This window comes from Vibrio sp. MACH09 (genome assembly GCF_033238805.1).
GTDB lineage: Bacteria > Pseudomonadota > Gammaproteobacteria > Enterobacterales > Vibrionaceae > Vibrio.
In genome coordinates this window covers 38,445-59,344 of sequence record NZ_BSFZ01000003.1, presented here as the reverse complement: position 1 = coordinate 59,344, position 20,900 = coordinate 38,445, and the positions used below count along the sequence as shown (strand labels likewise).

The 20,900-nt window shown below is 39.7% G+C and carries 21 protein-coding genes and 3 pseudogenes; 7 read left to right on the top strand and 17 right to left on the bottom strand.

Going from position 1 to position 20,900, the window contains the following annotated elements:
• The first annotated feature begins 268 nt into the window (after nt 1-268).
• Nucleotides 269-532 (top strand): helix-turn-helix domain-containing protein, encoded by a 264-nt coding sequence (locus CHJ_RS23370; protein WP_411861595.1) that lies wholly within the window; start codon nt 269-271, stop codon nt 530-532.
• A 12-nt stretch (nt 533-544) separates the two neighbouring features.
• Entirely contained in the window at nt 545-1,795 is a 1,251-nt protein-coding gene (locus CHJ_RS23365) for a type II toxin-antitoxin system HipA family toxin (protein ID WP_317919292.1), read from the top strand.
• A gap of 218 nt (nt 1,796-2,013) precedes the next feature.
• Here CHJ_RS23365 and CHJ_RS23360 read toward each other — a convergent pair whose 3' ends face one another.
• The gene (locus CHJ_RS23360) at nt 2,014-3,096 is read right to left on the bottom strand and encodes a YcjF family protein (protein WP_317919291.1); all 1,083 of its coding nucleotides are present in this window, start codon (nt 3,094-3,096) and stop codon (nt 2,014-2,016) included.
• Between the two features lie 560 nt (nt 3,097-3,656).
• Nucleotides 3,657-4,499 (bottom strand): restriction endonuclease, encoded by an 843-nt coding sequence (locus tag CHJ_RS23355; RefSeq protein ID WP_317919290.1) that lies wholly within the window; start codon nt 4,497-4,499, stop codon nt 3,657-3,659.
• Between the two features lie 421 nt (nt 4,500-4,920).
• Between CHJ_RS23355 and CHJ_RS23350 the strand changes: the two genes are divergently transcribed.
• The gene (locus CHJ_RS23350; RefSeq protein WP_317919289.1) at nt 4,921-5,076 is read left to right on the top strand and encodes a hypothetical protein; all 156 of its coding nucleotides are present in this window, start codon (nt 4,921-4,923) and stop codon (nt 5,074-5,076) included.
• Nucleotides 5,077-5,339: 263 nt separating this feature from the next.
• Here the strand turns inward: CHJ_RS23350 and CHJ_RS23345 are convergent.
• From CHJ_RS23345 to CHJ_RS23295, 11 genes and pseudogenes are all read right to left on the bottom strand, one after another.
• A pseudogene (locus CHJ_RS23345) lies at nt 5,340-5,804 on the bottom strand (helix-turn-helix domain-containing protein); the annotation flags it as partial.
• 89 nt (nt 5,805-5,893) lie between these two features.
• Nucleotides 5,894-6,886, bottom strand: coding sequence for a hypothetical protein (locus tag CHJ_RS23340; RefSeq protein ID WP_317919288.1), 993 nt, complete (start codon nt 6,884-6,886; stop codon nt 5,894-5,896).
• A 451-nt stretch (nt 6,887-7,337) separates the two neighbouring features.
• Entirely contained in the window at nt 7,338-7,988 is a 651-nt protein-coding gene (locus CHJ_RS23335) for a DUF4400 domain-containing protein (protein WP_317919287.1), read from the bottom strand.
• Between the two features lie 12 nt (nt 7,989-8,000).
• On the bottom strand, nt 8,001-10,214 hold the full coding sequence (gene traD / locus CHJ_RS23330; RefSeq protein WP_317919286.1) for a type IV conjugative transfer system coupling protein TraD: 2,214 nt from the start codon (nt 10,212-10,214) through the stop codon (nt 8,001-8,003).
• Nucleotides 10,215-10,235: 21 nt separating this feature from the next.
• Complete coding sequence (locus CHJ_RS23325; RefSeq protein WP_317919285.1) at nt 10,236-10,436, bottom strand: hypothetical protein; 201 nt, start codon at nt 10,434-10,436, stop codon at nt 10,236-10,238.
• 9 nt (nt 10,437-10,445) lie between these two features.
• Nucleotides 10,446-10,832, bottom strand: a complete 387-nt coding sequence (locus CHJ_RS23320) for an integrating conjugative element protein (RefSeq protein WP_317919284.1) — start codon at nt 10,830-10,832, stop codon at nt 10,446-10,448.
• Nucleotides 10,829-11,350 carry a hypothetical protein gene (locus CHJ_RS23315; RefSeq protein WP_317919283.1) on the bottom strand — a complete coding sequence of 174 codons (522 nt, stop codon included), beginning with the start codon at nt 11,348-11,350 and terminating at the stop codon, nt 10,829-10,831. The genes CHJ_RS23320 and CHJ_RS23315 overlap by 4 nt, the downstream gene beginning before the upstream one ends.
• A complete protein-coding gene (locus CHJ_RS23310) occupies nt 11,326-12,000 on the bottom strand; it encodes a TIGR03759 family integrating conjugative element protein (RefSeq protein WP_317919282.1) in 675 nt (224 codons plus the stop codon). Before CHJ_RS23310 ends, CHJ_RS23315 begins: the two co-directional genes overlap by 25 nt.
• Entirely contained in the window at nt 11,997-12,659 is a 663-nt protein-coding gene (locus CHJ_RS23305) for a hypothetical protein (RefSeq protein ID WP_317919281.1), read from the bottom strand. The genes CHJ_RS23310 and CHJ_RS23305 overlap by 4 nt, the downstream gene beginning before the upstream one ends.
• A 576-nt stretch (nt 12,660-13,235) precedes the next feature.
• Nucleotides 13,236-13,448, bottom strand: coding sequence for a hypothetical protein (locus CHJ_RS23300; RefSeq protein WP_317919343.1), 213 nt, complete (start codon nt 13,446-13,448; stop codon nt 13,236-13,238).
• 7 nt (nt 13,449-13,455) lie between these two features.
• The gene (locus tag CHJ_RS23295) at nt 13,456-13,842 is read right to left on the bottom strand and encodes a recombinase family protein (protein ID WP_317919280.1); all 387 of its coding nucleotides are present in this window, start codon (nt 13,840-13,842) and stop codon (nt 13,456-13,458) included.
• 244 nt (nt 13,843-14,086) lie between these two features.
• Here CHJ_RS23295 and CHJ_RS23290 point away from each other — a divergent pair, with 244 nt between their 5' ends.
• Nucleotides 14,087-14,356, top strand: coding sequence for a DUF1778 domain-containing protein (locus tag CHJ_RS23290; protein ID WP_317919279.1), 270 nt, complete (start codon nt 14,087-14,089; stop codon nt 14,354-14,356).
• Nucleotides 14,357-14,434: 78 nt separating this feature from the next.
• Nucleotides 14,435-14,872 carry a GNAT family N-acetyltransferase gene (locus CHJ_RS23285; RefSeq protein ID WP_317919278.1) on the top strand — a complete coding sequence of 146 codons (438 nt, stop codon included), beginning with the start codon at nt 14,435-14,437 and terminating at the stop codon, nt 14,870-14,872.
• 304 nt (nt 14,873-15,176) lie between these two features.
• Here CHJ_RS23285 and CHJ_RS23280 read toward each other — a convergent pair whose 3' ends face one another.
• Entirely contained in the window at nt 15,177-15,455 is a 279-nt protein-coding gene (locus tag CHJ_RS23280; protein WP_317919277.1) for a DUF1778 domain-containing protein, read from the bottom strand.
• Nucleotides 15,456-16,326: 871 nt separating this feature from the next.
• Between CHJ_RS23280 and CHJ_RS23275 the strand changes: the two genes are divergently transcribed.
• Complete coding sequence (locus tag CHJ_RS23275; protein ID WP_317919276.1) at nt 16,327-16,794, top strand: hypothetical protein; 468 nt, start codon at nt 16,327-16,329, stop codon at nt 16,792-16,794.
• Nucleotides 16,795-16,935: 141 nt separating this feature from the next.
• A pseudogene (locus CHJ_RS23270) lies at nt 16,936-17,901 on the top strand (IS481 family transposase); the annotation flags it as partial.
• A 65-nt stretch (nt 17,902-17,966) separates the two neighbouring features.
• Here the strand turns inward: CHJ_RS23270 and CHJ_RS23265 are convergent.
• From CHJ_RS23265 to CHJ_RS23255, 3 genes and pseudogenes are all read right to left on the bottom strand, one after another.
• A pseudogene (locus CHJ_RS23265) lies at nt 17,967-18,369 on the bottom strand (ISAs1 family transposase); the annotation flags it as partial.
• A gap of 442 nt (nt 18,370-18,811) precedes the next feature.
• Nucleotides 18,812-19,585: a hypothetical protein gene (locus CHJ_RS23260; protein ID WP_317919275.1), complete on the bottom strand. Its 774-nt coding sequence runs from the start codon at nt 19,583-19,585 to the stop codon at nt 18,812-18,814.
• Nucleotides 19,586-19,934: 349 nt separating this feature from the next.
• Entirely contained in the window at nt 19,935-20,882 is a 948-nt protein-coding gene (locus tag CHJ_RS23255; RefSeq protein WP_317919274.1) for an IS30 family transposase, read from the bottom strand.
• Nucleotides 20,883-20,900 lie beyond the last annotated feature (18 nt).

Here is a 20,900-nt window from a genome sequence, read left to right as displayed (position 1 = left end):
AAACTTTTCTATTCTTCTCTAGTGTTCAAGTGCTATATGATTTAACGAAAAAATGAAACTATGCTTTCACTATTTATCGTTGTTGTGAATGTATAGTTTCACTTTTACTATTGAGTGTCCCCTATTCTCAATTTGTTAAGAATTACTTTGACAAGATATAATTAGTGAAACTATACTTTCATTTATTGTATAAAAATGATAGCAAAGTTTCATTATGACTAGTGATAACATTCAGGCGAGACGTGGGGCAGTAGTGTTTCCTAAAAATATGGAAACGTTACACTACTTAGGTGAAAATATAGCATTGGCAATGAAACGTCGCAGAATAAGTCAAGATATGATGCATAAGAGGACCGGTATCTCTAAGCCCACATTGCGAAAGATAGTTAAGGGAGATCCGTCCGTGTCTATAGGTCACTATGTTAATGTGCTTGCTGTTCTTGGCTTATTAGAGGACTTAGGTAAGGTTGCACTTGATGATGAGCTTGGTAGGAAACTTCAAGACATAGAATTATTGAAAAGAAAAGGATAGGACTAACCGTATATGGAAATCTACGTATATGCTGATTGGGCTGATATAGGAAAACCTTTTTTCGTAGGTACTTTACGCTCTTCCGTGATGCGTGGTAAGGAGCATTTTAGCTTCAACTATGATAAGGGATGGTTAGTTTCCAAGTTCGTGACTCAAATTGATTCAACACTTCAGTTGTATCTAGGAGAGCAGCACGCAGAAGATGACAGGAATTTTAAAGTCTTTCTTGACTCATGTCCTGATCGCTGGGGTCGATTGTTAATGCAACGTCGAGAAGCGGTGATAGCTCGTCACGAAAAACGCAGAGTAAACAAACTATTTGAGGCAAATTATTTACTGGGAGTACATGACTCGTTTCGGATGGGTGCTTTGCGTTTTTGTACCTCGCATGACGGTCCTTTTCTTGATGATAATGAAAGTTTGGTCGCACCTGCAATAACATCGTTGCCTGAGTTACAGCAAGCAGCTAATGGGGTGGAAGATAAACCAGACTTTGATAATCCAGATTATCTTAAGTGGTTAAATATGCTTGTATCTCCAGGTTCCTCACTAGGAGGTGCACGTCCTAAAGCCTCCGTTAGGGATGTTGATAACACTCTCTGGTTGGCCAAATTTCCAAGCCGTTATGATGATTATGACATAGGGCTATGGGAGTATATTGTTTACCAAATAGCGGTTGATGTTGGTATTAGTATGGCTGAATCTAAGGTGAAAGCCATTGGAGCGCATCATCATATCTTTCTTACCAAGAGATTCGATCGTACAGATGATGGCAAGAGGCTTCATTTTACTTCTGCTATGACGCAATTGGAGTACTTTGACGGTAATGATGATGGGGCAAGCTATTTAGAACTCGCGGAATTTTTAATTAGAAGTGGTTCAAACACACAAGAAGATTTAAAGCAGCTTTGGACGCGAATGCTATTCAATATTATGGTTTCCAATAGTGATGATCACTTACGAAATCATGGATTCATTTTTGACAACTCCGGATGGCGGTTATCTCCAGCGTATGACATAAACCCAACACCACATGCGACAGGTTTACATCTGAACATTGATGATATGAGTAATGCCCTTGAGGTTGAATTAGCTTTTGAGGTTGCTGAATACTTTCAACTAGGTGCTCAGGAAGCTGAACGTATTTACCAAAAAATGGTTAATTCGGTTTCAAAGTGGGAAGAACTGGCCAAACAGGCTGGAATAGATAAAGGGGAACGAGATTTACTAAGAGACTGCTTTCGAGTTTCTAAAGCAATGTAAGAATATTACCCTTGGATAATGCTTCACAACTTTATTCCGCATTTACTGGCAATATTTTCTTATCTCACGAGTTGTGAAATGTTCGCTGTTTCGTTCCCTTATCTAAGACAATGTGTTTTTTTAACACGTAATTGGACAGAAACGCGTTAGAGTTTAAGGTCTAACGCGCTCGATATAGATTAGAATAAGTGTCTTGAAACTTTAAACGCTTGTTATAGTTACGAACTTAACTTGTTTTTAAAAGCTCTCGTTACTTCATCGGCAGAAAGGTCTTTCGTCGGATCTTCCTTTAATAGTGCATATAAAGTTGCAATATATGCTTCTCCAAACAAAGTAGTTACAGAAGAGGCAACAGTGGCTGAAACAGCAGCACCACCTGCTGAACCTATACCTGGGAACATTTTTAATAGACTTCCAACTAAAGCACGTCCTCCCATTGAGCCAGCAACACTTGAAAACGTTCCAGAGACCAAAGTCCCCATGAAAGCTTTATCAAGATTAAGACCAAAGCTGGCACTGATACCTGCAAGCATTCCAATTTGAATAGGAATAATTGCTATAAAATCAGAAAAAGGAACTGGAACCGCTGCTGCAGTAGCCGCTGATGCTGCACTACCAGCTACGACCTTATGCGACCTTGAAACTTTGGCATCTAAAAGAACTTTTTGAGCCGCCGCAAATGCGTTTTTTTGGCTATCAGGAATAACCTCCATAGTCAATGCTACAAGGTTATCCAAACCAATAGCTGGAATACTAATACCACCATCAAGCTTCAACGGAATGGAATTCACACGAACATGATTTCTAGCACTAGGGATCAACTCAATAGCTTTGTTTCTAAAGCCGTCATCTGACATTGCTTTAGTGATTACAACAATTACAGGGATATTATGTCGTGATAGGAGATTTGCTAACTCAATCTCAGCTTCTTCAATACGTCTTCCACCCTCAGAAATACATAGCCAACAAGCATGAATATGCTCTAATGCATCGTCTGAGCTGTTCAACTTAATTATTAGATTTTCAAGTTCATTGAGGGTTTCTTTATAATCCTTAATCTCTAGTCCTCGAGTATCATAGATACTCACGGGAACACCCTCTTTCGTAAACTTTCGTGTAGATTTTGTTATTGGTCGACCTTGACCCGTTTCTGCAAAGTTTCCTTGAAACACTGAATTTAGAAGAGTACTTTTGCCAACGCCTGTTTTTCCAGCGAGCATAATATTTGCAACACCTCGACTTTTTAGGGCATTTTCAACAGCTTTGTTTACTTCTTCGTACAGGTTAAAATTATCTGTCATGGAGACCTCTAGAATGAAATACGGTTACTGTTCACTACTGTATACAATAGTATGTAAGATTCAAAATGACGTAAATGGTACGCCTTTTTTGTCAAAAATAACAGTAAGTTAAGCACCAGACTTTTCTGTCCCCTCAAAAAATACTGAATTTTTCCATATAGCATAATTTGATGTGCCAAGCTGCAACTCATGCATGCATAACCAGTTGAAATTTAAAGAAAAGATACCACTTCTACCGTGTACATAGAAAGTACACTTGGCCGCACAATGTCCTTCGAACAGCGAGGTGTAGTGGATTAGTAAATTTGGTCACATAGTCACATTAGAAAAAGTAAATCAGATGAAGCTCTGGTGAAGTATGTGTTTAATCAATCGAAACAAGGAAAGGGGCATTTTCGTGTTTGAAAATGCCAGCTGTTGTAGTTCAATCAAAATTTGTTACCAAGCACCAATCTGACTCACTTCTGGACAAAAACACGTTAGAGTAACGATTCTAGCGTGCTAATCTTGGATCAGAAAAAGTACCTTGAAGGCTTAATTGCTTGTATGCGTACTAATAGTTATTTACGTTCAGTAACTTCGACACCGTGATTATAAATGTGATGCTCTCCAGTCACTACATTTTTAATAATAGCTTGTGCAATATGCTCAAAATAAGTTTCACTTCTTGTCGTATAAGTAATAGTGTCATAGCCAAACTTCAACTTTTTAAGTTTCAACGGTGGGAATCCACAATCAGGAACATGAAAATACGCATCATCAAAATTATATTCATAGCTTAAGCGCTTCGTATTTTCGGGTTTTCTAGGTAGCTTGTTTTCGAAATCCAGTATAGTTCCTAGCAAGTTATAATCTTTGTCTACTACCTTCATAGCATCCGTCATACCATCAAAAGTAAGCAAAGTATCTTCGGTAATGTCCGTATTATTTAACACCCATTCAGCATCTAGATAGGGTTGCATTTGGATATTTGATATGCAGAGTGCGTTGCCATTTACAACCAGAGTTCTAACTCCATCAATTGTTTTCAAATCATGTTCAGACGGCTCGCTTACACACATTAAAGAAATACCACAATGCTTAGCATACTTAATGGCCCCTGATTGGTAAGCACTGCTAGTAACGAAAATACCATTTACATTTCCGATATCATTCAGAGCACCATTAAAATCTCGAATTTTGCCAATTGACACTTTACCCTTGTAATCTTTGCACTCAACTGCGACTCGGTGAGTAATTCCAGCGCGTACAAACTCCCAATAAACATCTATTTGATGTGAGACACCAGACTTACCCAAAATTTTGAGATCATGTTCAATAACAGTGTTTTCTATACTATCTAACGACAGAATTTCCTCATAAATAGCCTTCACTAGAAGCTCGAAATCTGTGCCTTTTTTCATTATTACCTCTTAGACAATTTACCGTCTTTTATTCCTAAATAATGCAGCCTTTTTCATAATAATTCAAATGATAATCAATAAGTTATGTCATGAGAAGGGAATTTAGATTACACGACGCCGCTTAATAACAGGAATGCTACTCTATTAGTTCAACCGTATAAGTTTGGCGAGGGCAAACTCAGGGTAACAAGATATAAATGACTCAAAGGTCTAACAAAGAAAGGGGCGTGCGACGTGAAGTCGTATGAAGCGCTGTTCACTGCTGAGTGAACCATCTGTATCACCAGATGAGCCTAAGACTCTGAATAAAGTAGCGAGTCTGACAATGTAACGAAGATTGGTTATAGACCAATCGGGATCGAAATCGTGAGAAGACGATCCTCCTGATAACCACGGGTCGGGTGAGTGCTAGGGAGTCAATATGATGAACGTATGTGAATCCATTAAAGGTGCGTTATACGATGAAGCAGCGGAAGTGGTTAATACGCTGTGGCCAAAATGGCACCGAGAGTCGGAAAGAGGTTGGACATTGGCCTTTCGTGATCAGAGTACTCTCCGCACTAGAGTGGGCATCTAAGTTGACATTTTACGTAACATACAGAACAGGGTAAGCCTGTATCGCTCCCTATGGGAAAGCCTTTGTGGCCGATAGCGATGCGGGTAAAGGAAGTCGGAGAAAGCGAAGGCTGCATTGTAACGATGCAGATACAGACTCGTGTCTGGTCACGAAGGTGAGCCTACTTCCGACTGGTCTTTCGCTGCGAGAAAATTTGAAGAACTTTATTTAAGGAGAAACGCAAATGATGATTTCTAAAGAGATTAGTGCCTCTCCTAACGGCGCTCAATGGCAGTGCACTGGAAGATCCCTGGCGCTATTTTGCAAGTATCCATTTGGACTCTATCACCAGGAATAGGGCGTTCGTATCTTTGAAAGTCTTTCTTGCGTCGGTAAGTTACTATCGGCTTCACGGAAGCTGCTGATAGTACTTTATGGATAGTTGCTGTGCTTAGGTGTATTTGGTGAAGCCGAATTAGTTCTGTTTGCAAGCGTCTCGCCCCTAAATTACGCTTCACGCGCATTCCAAGGATCAATGCTCTCAATTCATTAGTAATTTTGCTATCTGGTGAAGAATGAGGTCGCCTGCTTTGGCTTTCCAAACCAGCAATTCCATCCTGCTTATATCGGTTTGCCCACTTCCGTAATGTTGGTCTGGAAATACCACAACGGCGACATACGAAGCCTGCATCACCAGATTCCTCATACATCTTTACCCACTGTAGTCTTTGTTGAATTTCTCTGTCCATAGACATCCAGTATAGTTGAAAGGATGTCTATGAATCACACAATTGAAGGCTATATATATGCTCTCATGTAACCCCCATAATTTTTGCAACTAGAAATACATTTTCTTTATAAACAAGAACTCATCTGGTTTTCTAACATTCATTTTCTTGTATTTACTATCTTTGTACTTGTTTTTCCTCACTACCGTTTTATATTCGATAGACTTTAAGTAGCAATCGCCAGCTCCTCCGTTGTACCTGTAAACACCTAATGCGTCCTTAGACAAAAGATTGGCAAGTTTATGCCAGTAATCAGTATCTGTTACTTTTTGAAGTAAGGAGGGTTCTATCCAACTAGCGATCATCACCAATCGTTGAAGTAACAAGGTTAAACTATTAATCGTATGCCTAGGTTTTCTTGGTACATAACCTTTGACACCATGCTCATCAAACTCTGGAATTTGACGAATAGAATCATGATGTCCTATTCGATTCCTAACACCTCTTATTTGCTTGATTAAGCTGACTAATCTATCTCTTAGCGCCTGATTCCAAGGGCCATATGTCGGAGTGGTTGAGTGGGCAGTCATTGCTATTTCATAGTAAGGAAAAGCTTTTTCCAACGTTTTTATTAGTACATCACCATTTCCATTTGATGCATGTGATGAGTGGCTCAAGCCCTGTAGCAGTTTCTCCCAAAAGCCAAAGCTTAATTCAGCGATCACACCATCAGGAGTTTTGTTTTTTGCGGAAAGGTATGCCCTAACTATATCTTTCTTTAAACCGGTGCCCATCGAATGAGGTGCATGATTGAGAAGAGATGATGCGGGTCCCGGATTTATCCAGACATTAGAGTAGCTATGAATTCCACCATTGAGCAGCGCAATTCCTAACCAATCATGTGTGCCATAATAATCGCTTAAAGAGAAGTGAAGTGAGTTTCTCAGACAGATTTCAAAATCATTTAAAGACGACAATAAAGATGATGCTGTAGACTGACACCAGCGATAACAACCAAGAAGAGCTTTATCTGAAGTTGTTTTGAAGAAGTCTTGTACTGCATCAGCTCGAGGCTGGGATAAGTAATTAATCATATCTAACATTATTGAAGTTTTATTGAACTGGCGCTATTATAAAACACAAAGAGAAACGGTACCCATCGTGTTGCCGTAAAATTGAGAAAAAAGCCCGCTATATGCGGGTTTTTTTCTATCTAAATTATTTAGATACAATAAAAACGATGATGCTGTAGACTGGTATAGTCGCTGAGAGGAACTTTGCCTAATCTTGTCATGCTGTAGTGGGTAATTAGTAAATTATACTTGAAACTATTGACGTTTTTTTAGATTGGCATTAATATTATATACAAAGAGAAACGGCACCCATCGTGTTGTCGTGAAAATTGAGAAAAAAGCCCGCTATATGCGGGCTTTTTTCTATCTGAAGCAATGCATTAACGATTTTCTATCGTAAAAAACATGTACTCTAAAACGTCCCGGGGCAATTTCGAGTTACGATATACTAATAGCCTCCTTTCGGAACAAAAATGAGAAATCACAAAAACTTCTTATAACTGGCAAACATGTTCTGCACCAATAGCCCGGTTAGTATCGCACCAGGTAACAAAAGTAGGGAAGGGGGAACGGCGATAATGCCAGGAATGAACAACCATAGATATCCCGATCCCATTACCACCCATGGCAATGTTTTTTTAACGTAAAAGTGAACAGTTTCCGTTTCCCGGGCGACAAAGGCCGTTCGTCTTTGACGAACAACTAAACCATCAAACATGCCTAGAAACATAGCGAGTATGAAAAGTGGGTAGGCATAAATGAGTAACGCGATACGGGCAAGGAGTGCTAGTGTGACATAAACGACGCCATGCCAATAAGGGGTTAATACAGAGAAAAAACCATGAAATTCTAGTGCGAGTAATGAGTTACATTGTTCAATAATCCAAGCAAGATGAGGTAGAAAACGATTTAATATTCCGGGATAATCATTCTGCATTAGACTTAATTGAGTAAATAAGATCTCCTTAGCATGTTCACCGACAGATGCGCCCCATAAAAATACAGTCCATTCAAAGAGTATCAATAAACACCAAATACCCAAAAGATGACCAATTGCGGCGAATGGCCATTGGTACCATTTTAACGGGGTAGGTGTTTTCTTTGGTTGAGTATCTTGTTTATTTTGCACCATGGCCGCTTCTCATTAATGTAAAGCGGTTTGTTGATTTGAAGAAGTGTTAGTCTCATGAGATACAAGGGTATTAAAAGCACCGTAAAGCACCGCTTTCTCATTGTCCTCAAATGACGCCTCTGCTTGATGTATCCAAGCATTAAACTGCTCTGTTTCATGCAACCAATCATTGGTGTTTATTACGGATTCCGTTTTTTCCATCATCCCATCGACAAGACTCTGAATGTTCTTTGGAATGGCTTCATCTCCTTTGTTATCTGGTAGTGGGAACCGAAGCTTCCAGATTTTTGACCCCTCTAATTCTGCATAAGCTTGCCCGATGGGGAGGTTTGTAATATCACTATCGTTAACCAGCAATACTTCTTTGTTTTGCAAAATATCTTTATTAGAAGAACGAAAACCAGTGTCGCTTCCTGGTTGATCGATAGCTCCTGTATCAGGGAGCACTTCTTTAATCGTTACATTGGCCATGCGAGATGTCAGTATTTGCGCAGTTTTTTGTTCTCGGACACGAAGGCATATTAAGCTATTAAAATTGCCCTTAGTTTGAGCGGCTTTTGCTGCAGAGCCTAGGCGAGCCTCGATATCCGATTCTGTTTGTGTGTAGGCAGTGACGACAAATTTTGCTCCGCGTGCTTTATTTAGAATAGGAATGAACTCATCACCGATTAACTCATTAAACTCATCAGCATGTATCATGATATTGCGAGGTTTGACGTGACAAAAACCTGGCGCGTTTCCAAACTTATATATTTCGCCTGCAAGCGAGCACAAATCAGCAAACATACTGTTACCAAAAGCAGCAGCAACGGTGGTATCGGACAGAGCATCAAGCCCAACGTAAACGACGCCGCCTTGCATGATCACCTCTCTCCAATCAATGACCGGTCGTTCATCAGTTGGTGTGTGTTTAGGAGAGATGATCTCAGCAGCTTTCCCTGTTCCTAACTTTTCGAGTAAAGGAAGCAAAGAGGCAACAATCTTATCAAAATAGGTTTTGTCATATTGAATCGCGCTACGAAGACCGGCTAAAACATCATCTGGTGCAGGATATTCCCCAAAATAGGCTTCCAGCGCGACAACTCGTTTACTGCGCCCTTGGAGATGGCGTGGTGTGTTCTTATCCGTTACATGATTTTCTAGTGCGGTGACAAGCTCAATAGCGTTGGGATGATAATCGGGTAGTTTTTTAAGACAATAATCGACGTATAGCTCATCTATCGCTGTCACGTAACGCTGTATTGATGCCATATCTGGTTTTCGTCCTAAGGCATCTAATGCACGAGCAATAATGTTTACAAATCGCCAAGCAAACTGTTTAAATGCCGCACTGTTTCCACTCCCTTCTAGTTGTCCCGATACCCGGGTAGCCACTTCGGTAATGCGACCAAAACGGCCTACAGGAGAGTAACGACTACTTTGATCAGGGTAGCCAAGATGAAGAACGTAAAATTCATCAAGCCGATTTGAACGTAAACACTCAATATACATTCGCAATAACATGTCGGCGTCACCCTTAGGGTCAAAAACTAACACAACATCTCCTCGGCGAATATCTTGTGTAACGATAAGCTCTGCTAATCTTGTTTTTCCGACACCGGTTGTTCCGAGTACTAACATATGACCGGCTCTGGCTGACGCGACCAGTAAACAATCGACTTCATCATCGAGACCAACACCGTGCATCCGGCTATCACCACCTACCGGTGGCAATAAAGGTACAGGGTTGATGGCTTTTAAGAACGTATTTACTATGCCAAATAATAACCCCGTTTTTAAGATCACGCGCTTACCCGCCCAAAAACGTTCTATCCACTTATCTTCATATTTAGCTTCCATTTTTCGTGCAAAATAATAGAGTTTGGATGGAATAACAAAGCGCTCTGCCCAGATCTGACGAGAATCATAAAGCCGTTGGACATGACGAGGAAAAACTTGAAAACCACGTCCAAGAAATAACTTGTTCTTATAAACGGGGATCTCAGTTGATGACATTGACCAGAAAGGCAGCTTGAGAAGCCCTTGGCGGTAAGCAAGAACATCCATCCCTTGTTTCAGTCTAACCATCAAGCAAACGAAAAGTACCATGATAACTAAAATCCGAAGCATGCTGGGCATCAGAAAGAGTTCGGGCATCATCAGTATCATGGTGATGGCTAACCCAAACATCGCCGCGCTAAGCAGCTCTTCTGCAGGCCGAAGTAAGCCTTCAACAAACCCGCTCAATGGATTGCCTTATTGGTATTATCACTTAGATTGATCCACATCGTTATCTCCTTGATGATCAGGCAGCATATACTCTTTTTCCAATGCTATTTGCTCATGGATGATCTCAATACGGCGACGGGTCTTAGCCTTATCTTTGTCACTTTGTTTGATATCATTTTGCCTGCTCTTAGTAGAGTCATTTTCAGGAAGTATTCGTTCGGAAAATGGTGTGTATGACATCCTCCCTCCTTACTGTTTTATTTCACCTTGCGTAATGAGTACCGGGTAGTGAGTGAGCTTAAACGCGCTTGCAAAATCTTTCCCCCTGACCGGGTACATAGGCAGACCATAACTTTGCATTCGATAGAATCCGGTGTCAGTTTTTACGTTAACCACGATGCCAACTGCTTTAATTGATTTAAGATGATTTAAACGAAGCTTTAACCACTGATGAGATAAAGGATCGTCACCGACTATAAAAAACGGTTTATTCACTTGTTGGCTTATGTGCCGATTTGACACTTTTCCAGGCGATAGCTCAGGTGTGATGACCGGTAGCATTTGAGTTAAAGGCTCCTGGTTAGCCAGAGCAGTATTGCTCAATAGAGATAGTAAAATTAGAAACCATGATTTCATAATGTCGCCCTTCTCAATTGTTCAAGATGCGTAGCGAAAGTCGCTTCATAACGCCTAGCGGGTAAACCTCCTGCCGGTCGATGAAAATACCCAGCAGCTTTGACCCAAGAGCCATATTTAGCTTTTCCTTCGAGGAGTATTTTTGCTGCATGATTGAGGTTTACTATGGGTTCAAAGACCTCACAAGGAGATGAGAAGTGGGATTTTTGCCAATACCAATTAAGCTGAGTTAATCCAATATCAATTAATTCAGTATGCTGTAACTTTCTTTTCAGCGCCTGACAAGCTTCCGTTCGTGTTGCATAGTAGTAAGGTTGACCTTTTACATTGAGTGTCCATGGCCACGGTCGAATCGTTCCACTTTGAAGTTGGATTTTGCTTTCTCCGAAAGCGAGGGTGTACAGTATGGCTTCGGGAACTTGCCGCGCTTTGGCTACCTCTTTATAGAGAAGTGGAACCTGTGCTCGCAAATGAAATGATGCTGTAAGCAATATTAAGGCAATGAAATAACGGACCATGTGTCACCTTGCTTCGCGATTGCTGTCGGTATTTGATGTCCTCTTGCGACGTTAAACCACAAACCTCGAGTGTCGTGATTGAGAGTGATACGTTTTGAGTTAACATCCGATTGTCGGATCCCAGCATTTCCGGCCCATTGCCTTAGCTTTTGGTCATTCCCAGCCCCATCAACCATAAACACATCAACAGAAACACCTCGGCTTCTCCACGCTTTTAAGGCATCAATACAGGGAGCACAGCTCGATTTTACAAATAGGCTAATACGTTCTGGTAATTGTTGTGCAATGGGTTTGAGAGTAGGGTAGAGACGTTGCCACGCATCTCGATAAGCTCTGTCGAATGCTAATAATCCATCGGTTCGATTTTTATCAAACTTAACGAGCATCTCGGCATAGTGCTTACGTTCTTCCGGTGTTCTGGCAAAGCGCCCAAGCACAATCAATGGATTTGAATCATACATATCAAATCCGTCTGGTTGATTTAAAATGTTAATATAACGCTGCCATTGTTCTGGATTGAGCCCCCAATGTTCAGCTTGAGCGACACGGATATTTGAGCGTTCTAACTCTTTTTCTTCAGCGGCAAAAGAAGTGAAACAAACGGTGGTTGATAACAGAGCTATCACAACAGCAAAAATGCTATTTTTCATGAGCGCACCTCTATATCAATCAGTTCACCTTGAAAGTTTGCGACAATAGAATTGGATCTGATCTGAACAATTCTCCAACCTAAATACGACTGACCAACTCGCAGAGGTAAAAGATCGGAGAGTGTTTTAGCAGAAGGTTTTCCAATAATTGCGAGATAAATTGATCCGCGTTTCTGAACATCAAACAAGATAAAGGGAGGAGTAATAACAGGTTTAGAAGTCGATACCTGCACTACTTTTGGCTTTTGTTTTTTTACGATAAGACTCCTATCATTTTGCATTTTAGATAGCTTCTTGTTTAGGCGCTGTTCAATGGCTTCAAACTTTTGCGAAAATGAATGATTTATACTGGATTCATTCTCATCTAACGCATTTTCAAGATTATTTTGACGCTCTTTAATCGCTTGAAGTACGAGTTGGTCGGAGTTCAGTTGAGACTTAATGCTCTCTTGAGCATTGAATAACAGCTCAATGGATTCGGAGCGAGTTGACTCCTCATGTTGCAGAGCTAGATTAAACGTTTGTTCTAACTTATTTAATTCAATGTCAGAGATGGGAGGAAATATAGATTGATGTAATGCTAAGACCCCAATAGATAAGCCGGCACACCATATGCTTAATAGAGTGAATTTAATTGCTTGTTTTAGGCCAATTTTCACAAGAGTCTCCAGAGAACAAAACTTTGCTTCTGACCCTAGCAAAAAGAGGCATCTAAAATCCTATTTAGAACCCCTTAAAATAAAATATTTCTATGGCACACTTTTACAAAAATTTATGGTATCCTCACGGGGATTTTGTTTTAAAAAAATTGTAGTGAATTAAGAAGGGAAGTCATGTTTTGAGAGACTATCAAGCACCAATATGCAGCACGATAGGGTTGTAAAGGATGGTGCTATGGATCTGGATGCTTTGCTCAGTTCATCAATGAGGACACCACCGATGCCTGATAGGTTGCTTAAATTACCAGAGAAACTTTAGTAAAAAACATAACTCTTTGAAAAATGGCACAAAAAAGCCGCTACAATGAGCGGCTTTTGAGAAGTTGCGATAGATAATATGACATTTCAGCTCTGATTGCTTGGTGTGAGGGATTACCTATCTGCTTTTATGGTAGGTGGTATTCTCTCCCATATCAAGAGGTCGTTAGCTTTCCATTTAACCTCTGGGTCTTGCCCCTCTTTTTGGTACATGCTTGTGACGAAATTATAGTACCTACGACCAGCTTCCTTTGATTTTTATTGTTCTGACATGGCCTTAACAACTCTCTGTACCGTACCGGTACCCACTCCCAGCGTTTTAGCTATTTTAATCATTCCCATTGGCGGATTGGTACTGGTTCTAAGTTCCCGGATTTTTGCTTCAACATCTTCGGCTACTTTGGCACGACCAAGTGTTTTCCCTTTTGTTCTGGCTCGTGCCAAGCCTGCTTTAACACTCTCTTGGATCATGGAGCGTTCAAACTCTGCGAACACCCCCCAATATTTGAAACATGGCTTTACCAGCGGGTGTAGTCGTATCCAAGCCTTGTTGATGGAGGTAAAGGTCGCATCCGACACCATGCAATTCATTCAGGAAGGAAATAAGATCTTGTAAGCTACGACCTAAGCGATCAACTGACCAGGCTAGTACCAGGTTAAATTTACGCCGGACTGCATCTTTTTGCATTTGGTCAAAATCAGGTCGTTTATCCCTGCCTTTGCTACCAGATACACCGGCATCTTCATACACTCGATATATTTGCCAGTTGGCCTGTTTAACGACACCCATTAACTCCAGCAACTGGGGTTCTGTTGATTGTTCGCCGGTAGATACCCGCAGATAAATGGCAACTGTTCTGGTCATGGTTAATAACAAAATGCACAAAAAATATATATTAACTGTATGTAACATCTATACATCAGTCAGGTGTTTAATGTATAGCTGTAATGAAGGAACTAAGGTCGCTAAAATAAAGGTTTTGTGAATACAAAAATTGGAAGGGTTTTCTGTATAGGTAAAGGGGAGCTCCTTAGGTTTACAAACTTTACATGTACGTCTAATAGACGTATAGTTAAGTGGTATTGGATAGTCTACTGAGGATTATATTATGGCCACCAAAACTGAACGTATCGAGGCAAGATTTATGCCTGAGATAAAGCATCTAGCAGAGAGAGCGGCGCTAGCCAGTGGCGTTACACTTACTGATTATTTGGCAAGGCTAGTTCGAGAAGACGCTCCTAAAACACTGAAGACCTACTCAGAAATTCAACTAACTAATCAGCAGTTTGATAATTTCATAGCAATATGTGAGTCTGAACAAGAGCCGAGTAAAGCGATCCTGGATGCAGCGAAACGTCTAGATAAAGAGGGTTTTTAATTGAAACTCTGCCAGTCGTTTGTTCCGGTTGACAAAACAAAGCATTTATTAAAAACCTTTGATTGCGGTAAACCAGATATGAATTTCTTCTTATCTAGGTTTGCCGAGAAACACACAAAGTTAGGATTAAGCAGGACATTTGTTCTTCCGCTTGATGCGCCTAAAGCAAATAAAGTTCCGATTGCAGCCTACTATACATTAGCTGCGTCCACCGTATCTCGTTATGATGTTCCTGCTACACAGAGCCTTCCACGCTATCCGGTGCCAGTTGCGTTACTTGCTAGATTGGCTGTTGATATTAATTTCCAGGGCAATCGCTTAGGTGAAAAATCACTAGTATATGCATTACGTCATGCGGTTAGGTTGTGTGATGAAGGGCTACCAGCACTAGGTTTAGTTTTGGATGTGTTAGATAAAGATGCTTTAGAGTTTTACCGCCGATTTGATTTTTTTCATGCTTTTACTAGTGATCCTATGCGGCTATTTGTACCGATGACGGCTCTGCGAAAAATCTAATTAGCGGAGAAGAAAAACTTTTTACCATTTCGGGGGATGGGCAAAAATAGCCCATAAGGAGTTACATCTGTAAATGTCTGTTGAAGTTACACCATTGCCGCAGAAGATTTGCTAAGGCTTTATTCTCATCAAAATAAAACATCGCTCAGCCTCAAACTCTAGCTCATAGAAAGACCTGCGCTTTAATTATTATTAAAACTTTTAGCTGAAAGTTATGGGGAATCAAGTTCCTTTATAACTTCCCAGCAGCTGTCAGCGCTGCATGGATCGTTTTAAATGGTAGCAATAAGGATAAGAGGAAGAGTCATGATTGTTTCGGCATAGCAAATGCCGCAGCCATTAATTTATAATTAGGTGTTGGCGGATTATCTAAAAGATCCAGAACATGCAGGCTGTCTTTTTCAGTCAGCTCCAGTCGTTCATTTTCATCGATAATCTTTTGTGCCGCTGATATTACATTTCGGAGTACAAACTCAGTTAAGTTAGTGTGCTGTATAGCAGCTGCACGCATTAATAGTAACTTTTCTTTTGAAGATATACGTAGTGACATACGGTCATTCGTTTCTACTGGGATCTGAGGCATAGTCACCCCTCCTATTTTGTACGCATTAAAATTGTACATAATCAAGTATAAAATACCATCAGAACACAAGGCACTTTTTACTCGCCAGTAACGACCTCCCCGATACGCCAACAAATTAACCTTATTTAACATAAATAACGTAATGCGCATTTGACATGTAAAAGCAAAGTTGTAATGTCCGGTTTGAACAATTTTAAAATGTCCTCTTATTCTCAAAGAGTTTCGTTTACTTCGTGTTGATGCCGCTGAAATTCTTATTTTGAGAAAGTAGAAAGTCCAACGAATCATTAACGGATTATGACAATTTAGCGTAGCAGACATAAATCATAGCTATCGAGGTAAGCCCAGGAAAATCTATCAAGACTTCATAATTGCCTATTTTCAATGAAACCTTACCTTACGTCAATCGATGGGTTATGAGTAGCACACTCACAGCGCAAACCGCGTGCTTATCAGTCTTGCAAACTGAGATTGTTTTGGCTATCTCATTCAGATTGACAGTTTTCACCATGACAAACTCGAAAGCTACAGTCCTAAACACTATTTGTTGGTTTGTATTAATGACGAGCCAGGGGCCGCGTTTGACTATATATGCATTTCGATCGTTTTATTGTTTCAAATTAGTTGGTCTATGAGAAAGTTGAGTGAGTAAACGGATTAGCAACAAAATAAAAACATACCAAAGGTACTTCCCCTGAAAGAGTCAACACAGCAATGCTTTTAAGTAGGGAGTTAGTTTAAGATAATCAAAAGCTTCTTCTAATCGATATGCTTTTGAAATTAATGCTTTATTAGCAAGCATCATACAATAGCAATTGTAGTCTTTTGTTGATGTTTTGCATTTTTGTGTACTATTAATACAGGGGTTAATATGAGAAAACTTATTATATTTTTATTGATAGCTATGTTTTTTCTTTATGGAAAAGCTTTTGCAATAATGGAAAAGGATAGTATGGCGTGGAGTATAGGCGGTACAGACTATGTTTATGTTAGAGATATGTTGGGTGGAAGTTCTATAGCAGTAGTCCAGAACTCTCCTGAATACGAGCATCGAACTTTTTTTCTAGAGTTTTATAACCCAAACTGTAAGGAGCCTACAGATTGGTTAAATCGTCGTGAGCATCGTTTAAATAACACTAAGATAGAAATGTTAACTCGCTGTTCAGATAAAGATCGCATGCTAATTCATGCTATTGACAATAAAACCTCTCAGGTAGCTATTGATGAATTTATGACCGAAAAAATGATATATGTTTACGTAGAAGGGCAAAAAGGGGAAATAGGTGCTTACTCTGGTCGTGGGTTCAATGCTGCACTTAATTTTCTTAAAGAAAATTAAGTTAGTAAATATACAGTTAATGGTTTTCCTCTTAACTATTAACTGTATATTTGTTGAGAGGAAAGGTAAGGCTAGCGCATTTTAATTGCAGACTCTAAAATGTGTGATTCATAGACATCCTTTCAACTATACTGGATGTCTATGGACAGAGAAATTCAACAAAGACTACTGTGGGTAAAGATGTATGAAGAATCTGGTAATGCAGGCTTCGTATGCCGTCGTTGTGGGATTTCTAGACCAACATTGCGGAAGTGGGCAAACCGATACAAGCAGGATGGGCTCTCAGGTTTGGAAAGCCAGAGCAAACGCCCTCATTCTTCCCCAGGCGCTAAGATCACTGCTGAAATAAGAGCGCTGATTCTCGATATGCGCAAGAAGCGTAATCTAGGGGCGCGTCGCTTACAAACAAAATTAAGTCGACTTCACCAAGTACACCTAAGTACTGCGACTATCCATAAAATATTATCAGCAGCTTCTGTAAAGCCGATAGTAACTTACCGACGCAAAAAGGATTTCCAAAGATACGAGCGCCCGATTCCTGGCGATAGAATCCAAATGGATACTTGTAAAATAGCGGCAGGAATTTACCAGTATACGGCCATTGACGACTGCTCTCGCTATCGAGTTCTAAGGTGCTATTCTCGGCGCACTGCGGCAAATACAGTCAACTTTATCGAATGTGTAGTGGATGAGATGCCATTTCCTATTCAACGGATTCAAACGGACAGAGGACGTGAATTCTTTGCAGAAAAAGTCCAGAAGCAGCTTATGATTTATGGAATCAAGTTCCGCCCTAACAAACCTGCATCCCCTCATTTAAATGGAAAAGTTGAGCGTTCCCAGAAAACAGATAAATGCGAATTTTATCCGACTATAGATCTTGGAGCTGGGCTGGAAGAGCTGGATGTGCTGTTATCTGAATGGCAACACTACTATAACTGGGAGCGGCCGCATAGCTCTCTAAAAGGTCTAACACCGATAGAAAAAGTGACAGAACTATCAGATCAGACGCCTTTATCTGAAGAGGTAAATCAGCATTATCAGATATGGAAAGAGAGGTTCCAAGAGCAGAATTACAAACTCGATCTTCGGCTAAGAAAGTTGAAAACCATCTCAATGAATCACACATCTAAAAGCACTGAGCGGTATTCATCGTTCAGTGCCACGTTCTATTTCTTCCTCGACATGCTTATCTTCTTCGTCGTATCGAACTTAAATAAGTTGAGAGCTATCCTTCTTAGCGCTTTGAAAACCAAGGCTCCATTTCCTTTCCGAATGCGGCACTCATCTTCTCTGAAAGTCATATCTAAAATCCAATGCATAGTCTCTACTTGCCAGTGTCCACGGACGGCTTTTTGTGCTTGCTCTGCATCTAAATCATAAATCTAATGAGCTAATATACCAACGAGTCTCTTTGCTCACCTTTCCTGTCATTGAATGTTCAACCTCAGAAGTGACTTTAATAATGCTTCTTAGACCATCCCACTGATATTGTTTACTCAGACACTCTCTATTGACGAGAAGTTGCTCACAATACCCCTGACTAAAGTTATTTGATTGCATGAATGATTTGCTCTTTTGTATAACTTTTATTCATATCGCACATATCGACATCTATGCCTTTTTAAGATAATCAAAAATATATTCGAGTGCTTGGTCCTATTTTATGTAGAAAGATCATATGCATATAAAATAATCTGACAATAGTGATGTACGTTCGAACTATTTATTAAAAGCTGTAATGTCTAATGTGGAAACAAACGTAGTTATCTAGTTAGGAAAATAATTAGTAAGCGCACTTCAGATGGATAGAAATCCTAAGGTTTTAAATCGATATTTCAACGGAAAAGGTAAATATCATTCAGAAATTTTGACTTAGTTAAAGGTAAAGCTACCGCCAATGAACGATAGCTTTAATATATGACAAAAAGACCACCATATCTTGAGTGGTCTAGTTTTTATGTATAAGCTCGACGAATGAAGGATGATTGACAATCAAATCAATAAATGAAGAGTTTTAGTTGCTTAAAACTAGCAATTTAGCGTTTCTAGACGCATAATTACCTGCTAACAGCTGGTTACTTTGCTTATAGATTTGTGTGGAGGTAGGTAAAATAACAAAATAAATCAGTGGATTAGTATATATAGGTTGGGCCTTACGAGAACCACTATCATCTAAATTGTACATTATTAACCTTATTGATAATTGAAGTTGCTTGCGATTAAACTTTCGGCCAAAGAAAGTCCCAAGCTGATGTACAGAGCCGGAAAACCTGTCTAAGGGAACAACATCACTACTTTCAAGGTAAAAGTAATATCCAACATTATTTATTTTACTATCAATATGATATTCCATTCTTGAATTTTTATAGGTGCCACTAACAAACGGCATTTTTTCTAAGTTGTTTGAACTGATAATATACCCATCACATTCGTTAGACTCTGGTTGACGATGTCGAAAACGATATTCTGTACAGGCAAATTTTGCAATTAACCCATCCATACCTTTAACAAAATCAGCATTATTCAATTTTTGTGCTATATAGCTGTCAATATACTTGGAAGGAAATAGCTGCTTTGTTAATTTTTGAAACTTGGGAGTAAATTTTAAATTGATAGAATTATCATTTTCGATGGCATTACTGATTATATTATTACTGCTAGATATCATTGTCCCATCTATTTTAGTTTCTGAGAAACTAAAATAGTCCCCATTCGCATACGCGCTAACATTAGTTGAAATTCCACATGTAAAAACTAATAAAAAAATAAATTTTAATTTTCCAATCATAATTAGAACCTATATTGTTAATGTTTCAAAGGTGGCTATTATAGATAACCACCTTTGACTCTTATTTAATTTATCACTCGTATTTTAACTCCAATGACAATTTGGACAGCATCTATGTTCTGATCCGTCATACTTATGACCGCAGCGTTTACACATTCTCTGATCTAGCCATATTTTGTTAATTCTATTAATTTTTTTATATGTCATGTCACGTTCTCTCCATTTTAGTATCGACAATTTAATTAAAAGTATATTTCATACTTTCATTAAGTATCTTCAAGGGGAATGCATATATCTGTGTTTTTTTATTACTCCCGAATTCAACTCCGAACTGCGACATTCTTAATTTTCAAGCAGCCTTCATCATTTCTTTAAAAACGACAGCGGGTTGCTTGAACCCTAAACATTTTTTCGGACGATAATTAATCCGTTGTTGCGCCCTTTCAATATCGTCATCACTGACAGTTCTTAGGTCTGTTCCTTTTTTAACGTATTGTCTCAATAACCCATTAGCGTTTTCATTGGCTCCTCGCTCCCACGAACTGTAAGGATGAGCAAAGTACACCTTTGCTTCCAACGCCTCAGCTATTTCTTCATGACCTGCAAACTCGCGACCATTATCTGCTGTAATTGTATGAACGAATTCTTTGTAAGGCAGTAACATATCTATGGTCGCTTTCGTCACATCTTTCGCTGACTTTGAGGGAGCTTTCTTTGTCAGATAAAAACGCGTTTTACGCTCTAAAATAGTGACCATTGCTCCTGTCCCATGCTTGCCCAAAACAGTATCATTCTCCCAGTCGCCAATACGTTCTCGGCTATCAACAATCTCAGGCCTTTTGTCTATCGAAATTGCATTTTTGATAGCAGGCGCTTTCTCTTTCTTGCCTCGCCGATACCGCTTGTGCCCTTGACGCAAGTGGCGAAATAGCTTGCCGCCCTGTCGTTTATTGCGAGCAACGTAACGGTATATCCACTCATGGCTTACTTTAGCTCCAGCATGAGTTAGGACATTAGATATTTGCTCTGGACTCCAATCAATGGACAGCAACAGTTCTATAAAATCTATGCGTGGCTGAGGTATTCGATACTTTTGAGCTTGCTGCCTTTTCGCTACTGATTGCTGGTGCGCTTTGTCTGGTAGATATTGCTCTTTCTTACCACTTCGCTTCAACTCTCGATAAATGGTTGAGCGATGACACTTAACTGTTTTGGCAATCTCTGATACTGAAATTCCCCGCTCCAAAAGGGCAGAAATCTGATATCTTCTCCCCTCGGTCAACTGCTGATAATTCATGGTAGTACTGCTTGTTTC

Coding starts and splice junctions, on each gene's coding strand:
- CHJ_RS23370 (WP_411861595.1), top strand. CDS start 269: ATGGAAACGTTACACTACTTAGGTGAAAATATAGCATTGGCAATGAAA.
- CHJ_RS23365 (WP_317919292.1), top strand. CDS start 545: ATGGAAATCTACGTATATGCTGATTGGGCTGATATAGGAAAACCTTTT.
- CHJ_RS23360 (WP_317919291.1), bottom strand. CDS start 3,096: ATGACAGATAATTTTAACCTGTACGAAGAAGTAAACAAAGCTGTTGAA.
- CHJ_RS23355 (WP_317919290.1), bottom strand. CDS start 4,499: ATGAAAAAAGGCACAGATTTCGAGCTTCTAGTGAAGGCTATTTATGAG.
- CHJ_RS23350 (WP_317919289.1), top strand. CDS start 4,921: ATGATGAACGTATGTGAATCCATTAAAGGTGCGTTATACGATGAAGCA.
- CHJ_RS23340 (WP_317919288.1), bottom strand. CDS start 6,886: ATGTTAGATATGATTAATTACTTATCCCAGCCTCGAGCTGATGCAGTA.
- CHJ_RS23335 (WP_317919287.1), bottom strand. CDS start 7,988: ATGGTGCAAAATAAACAAGATACTCAACCAAAGAAAACACCTACCCCG.
- CHJ_RS23325 (WP_317919285.1), bottom strand. CDS start 10,436: ATGTCATACACACCATTTTCCGAACGAATACTTCCTGAAAATGACTCT.
- CHJ_RS23320 (WP_317919284.1), bottom strand. CDS start 10,832: ATGAAATCATGGTTTCTAATTTTACTATCTCTATTGAGCAATACTGCT.
- CHJ_RS23315 (WP_317919283.1), bottom strand. CDS start 11,350: ATGGTCCGTTATTTCATTGCCTTAATATTGCTTACAGCATCATTTCAT.
- CHJ_RS23310 (WP_317919282.1), bottom strand. CDS start 12,000: ATGAAAAATAGCATTTTTGCTGTTGTGATAGCTCTGTTATCAACCACC.
- CHJ_RS23300 (WP_317919343.1), bottom strand. CDS start 13,448: ATGATCCAAGAGAGTGTTAAAGCAGGCTTGGCACGAGCCAGAACAAAA.
- CHJ_RS23295 (WP_317919280.1), bottom strand. CDS start 13,842: ATGACCAGAACAGTTGCCATTTATCTGCGGGTATCTACCGGCGAACAA.
- CHJ_RS23290 (WP_317919279.1), top strand. CDS start 14,087: ATGGCCACCAAAACTGAACGTATCGAGGCAAGATTTATGCCTGAGATA.
- CHJ_RS23285 (WP_317919278.1), top strand. CDS start 14,435: ATGAATTTCTTCTTATCTAGGTTTGCCGAGAAACACACAAAGTTAGGA.
- CHJ_RS23280 (WP_317919277.1), bottom strand. CDS start 15,455: ATGCCTCAGATCCCAGTAGAAACGAATGACCGTATGTCACTACGTATA.
- CHJ_RS23275 (WP_317919276.1), top strand. CDS start 16,327: ATGAGAAAACTTATTATATTTTTATTGATAGCTATGTTTTTTCTTTAT.
- CHJ_RS23260 (WP_317919275.1), bottom strand. CDS start 19,585: ATGATTGGAAAATTAAAATTTATTTTTTTATTAGTTTTTACATGTGGA.
- CHJ_RS23255 (WP_317919274.1), bottom strand. CDS start 20,882: ATGAATTATCAGCAGTTGACCGAGGGGAGAAGATATCAGATTTCTGCC.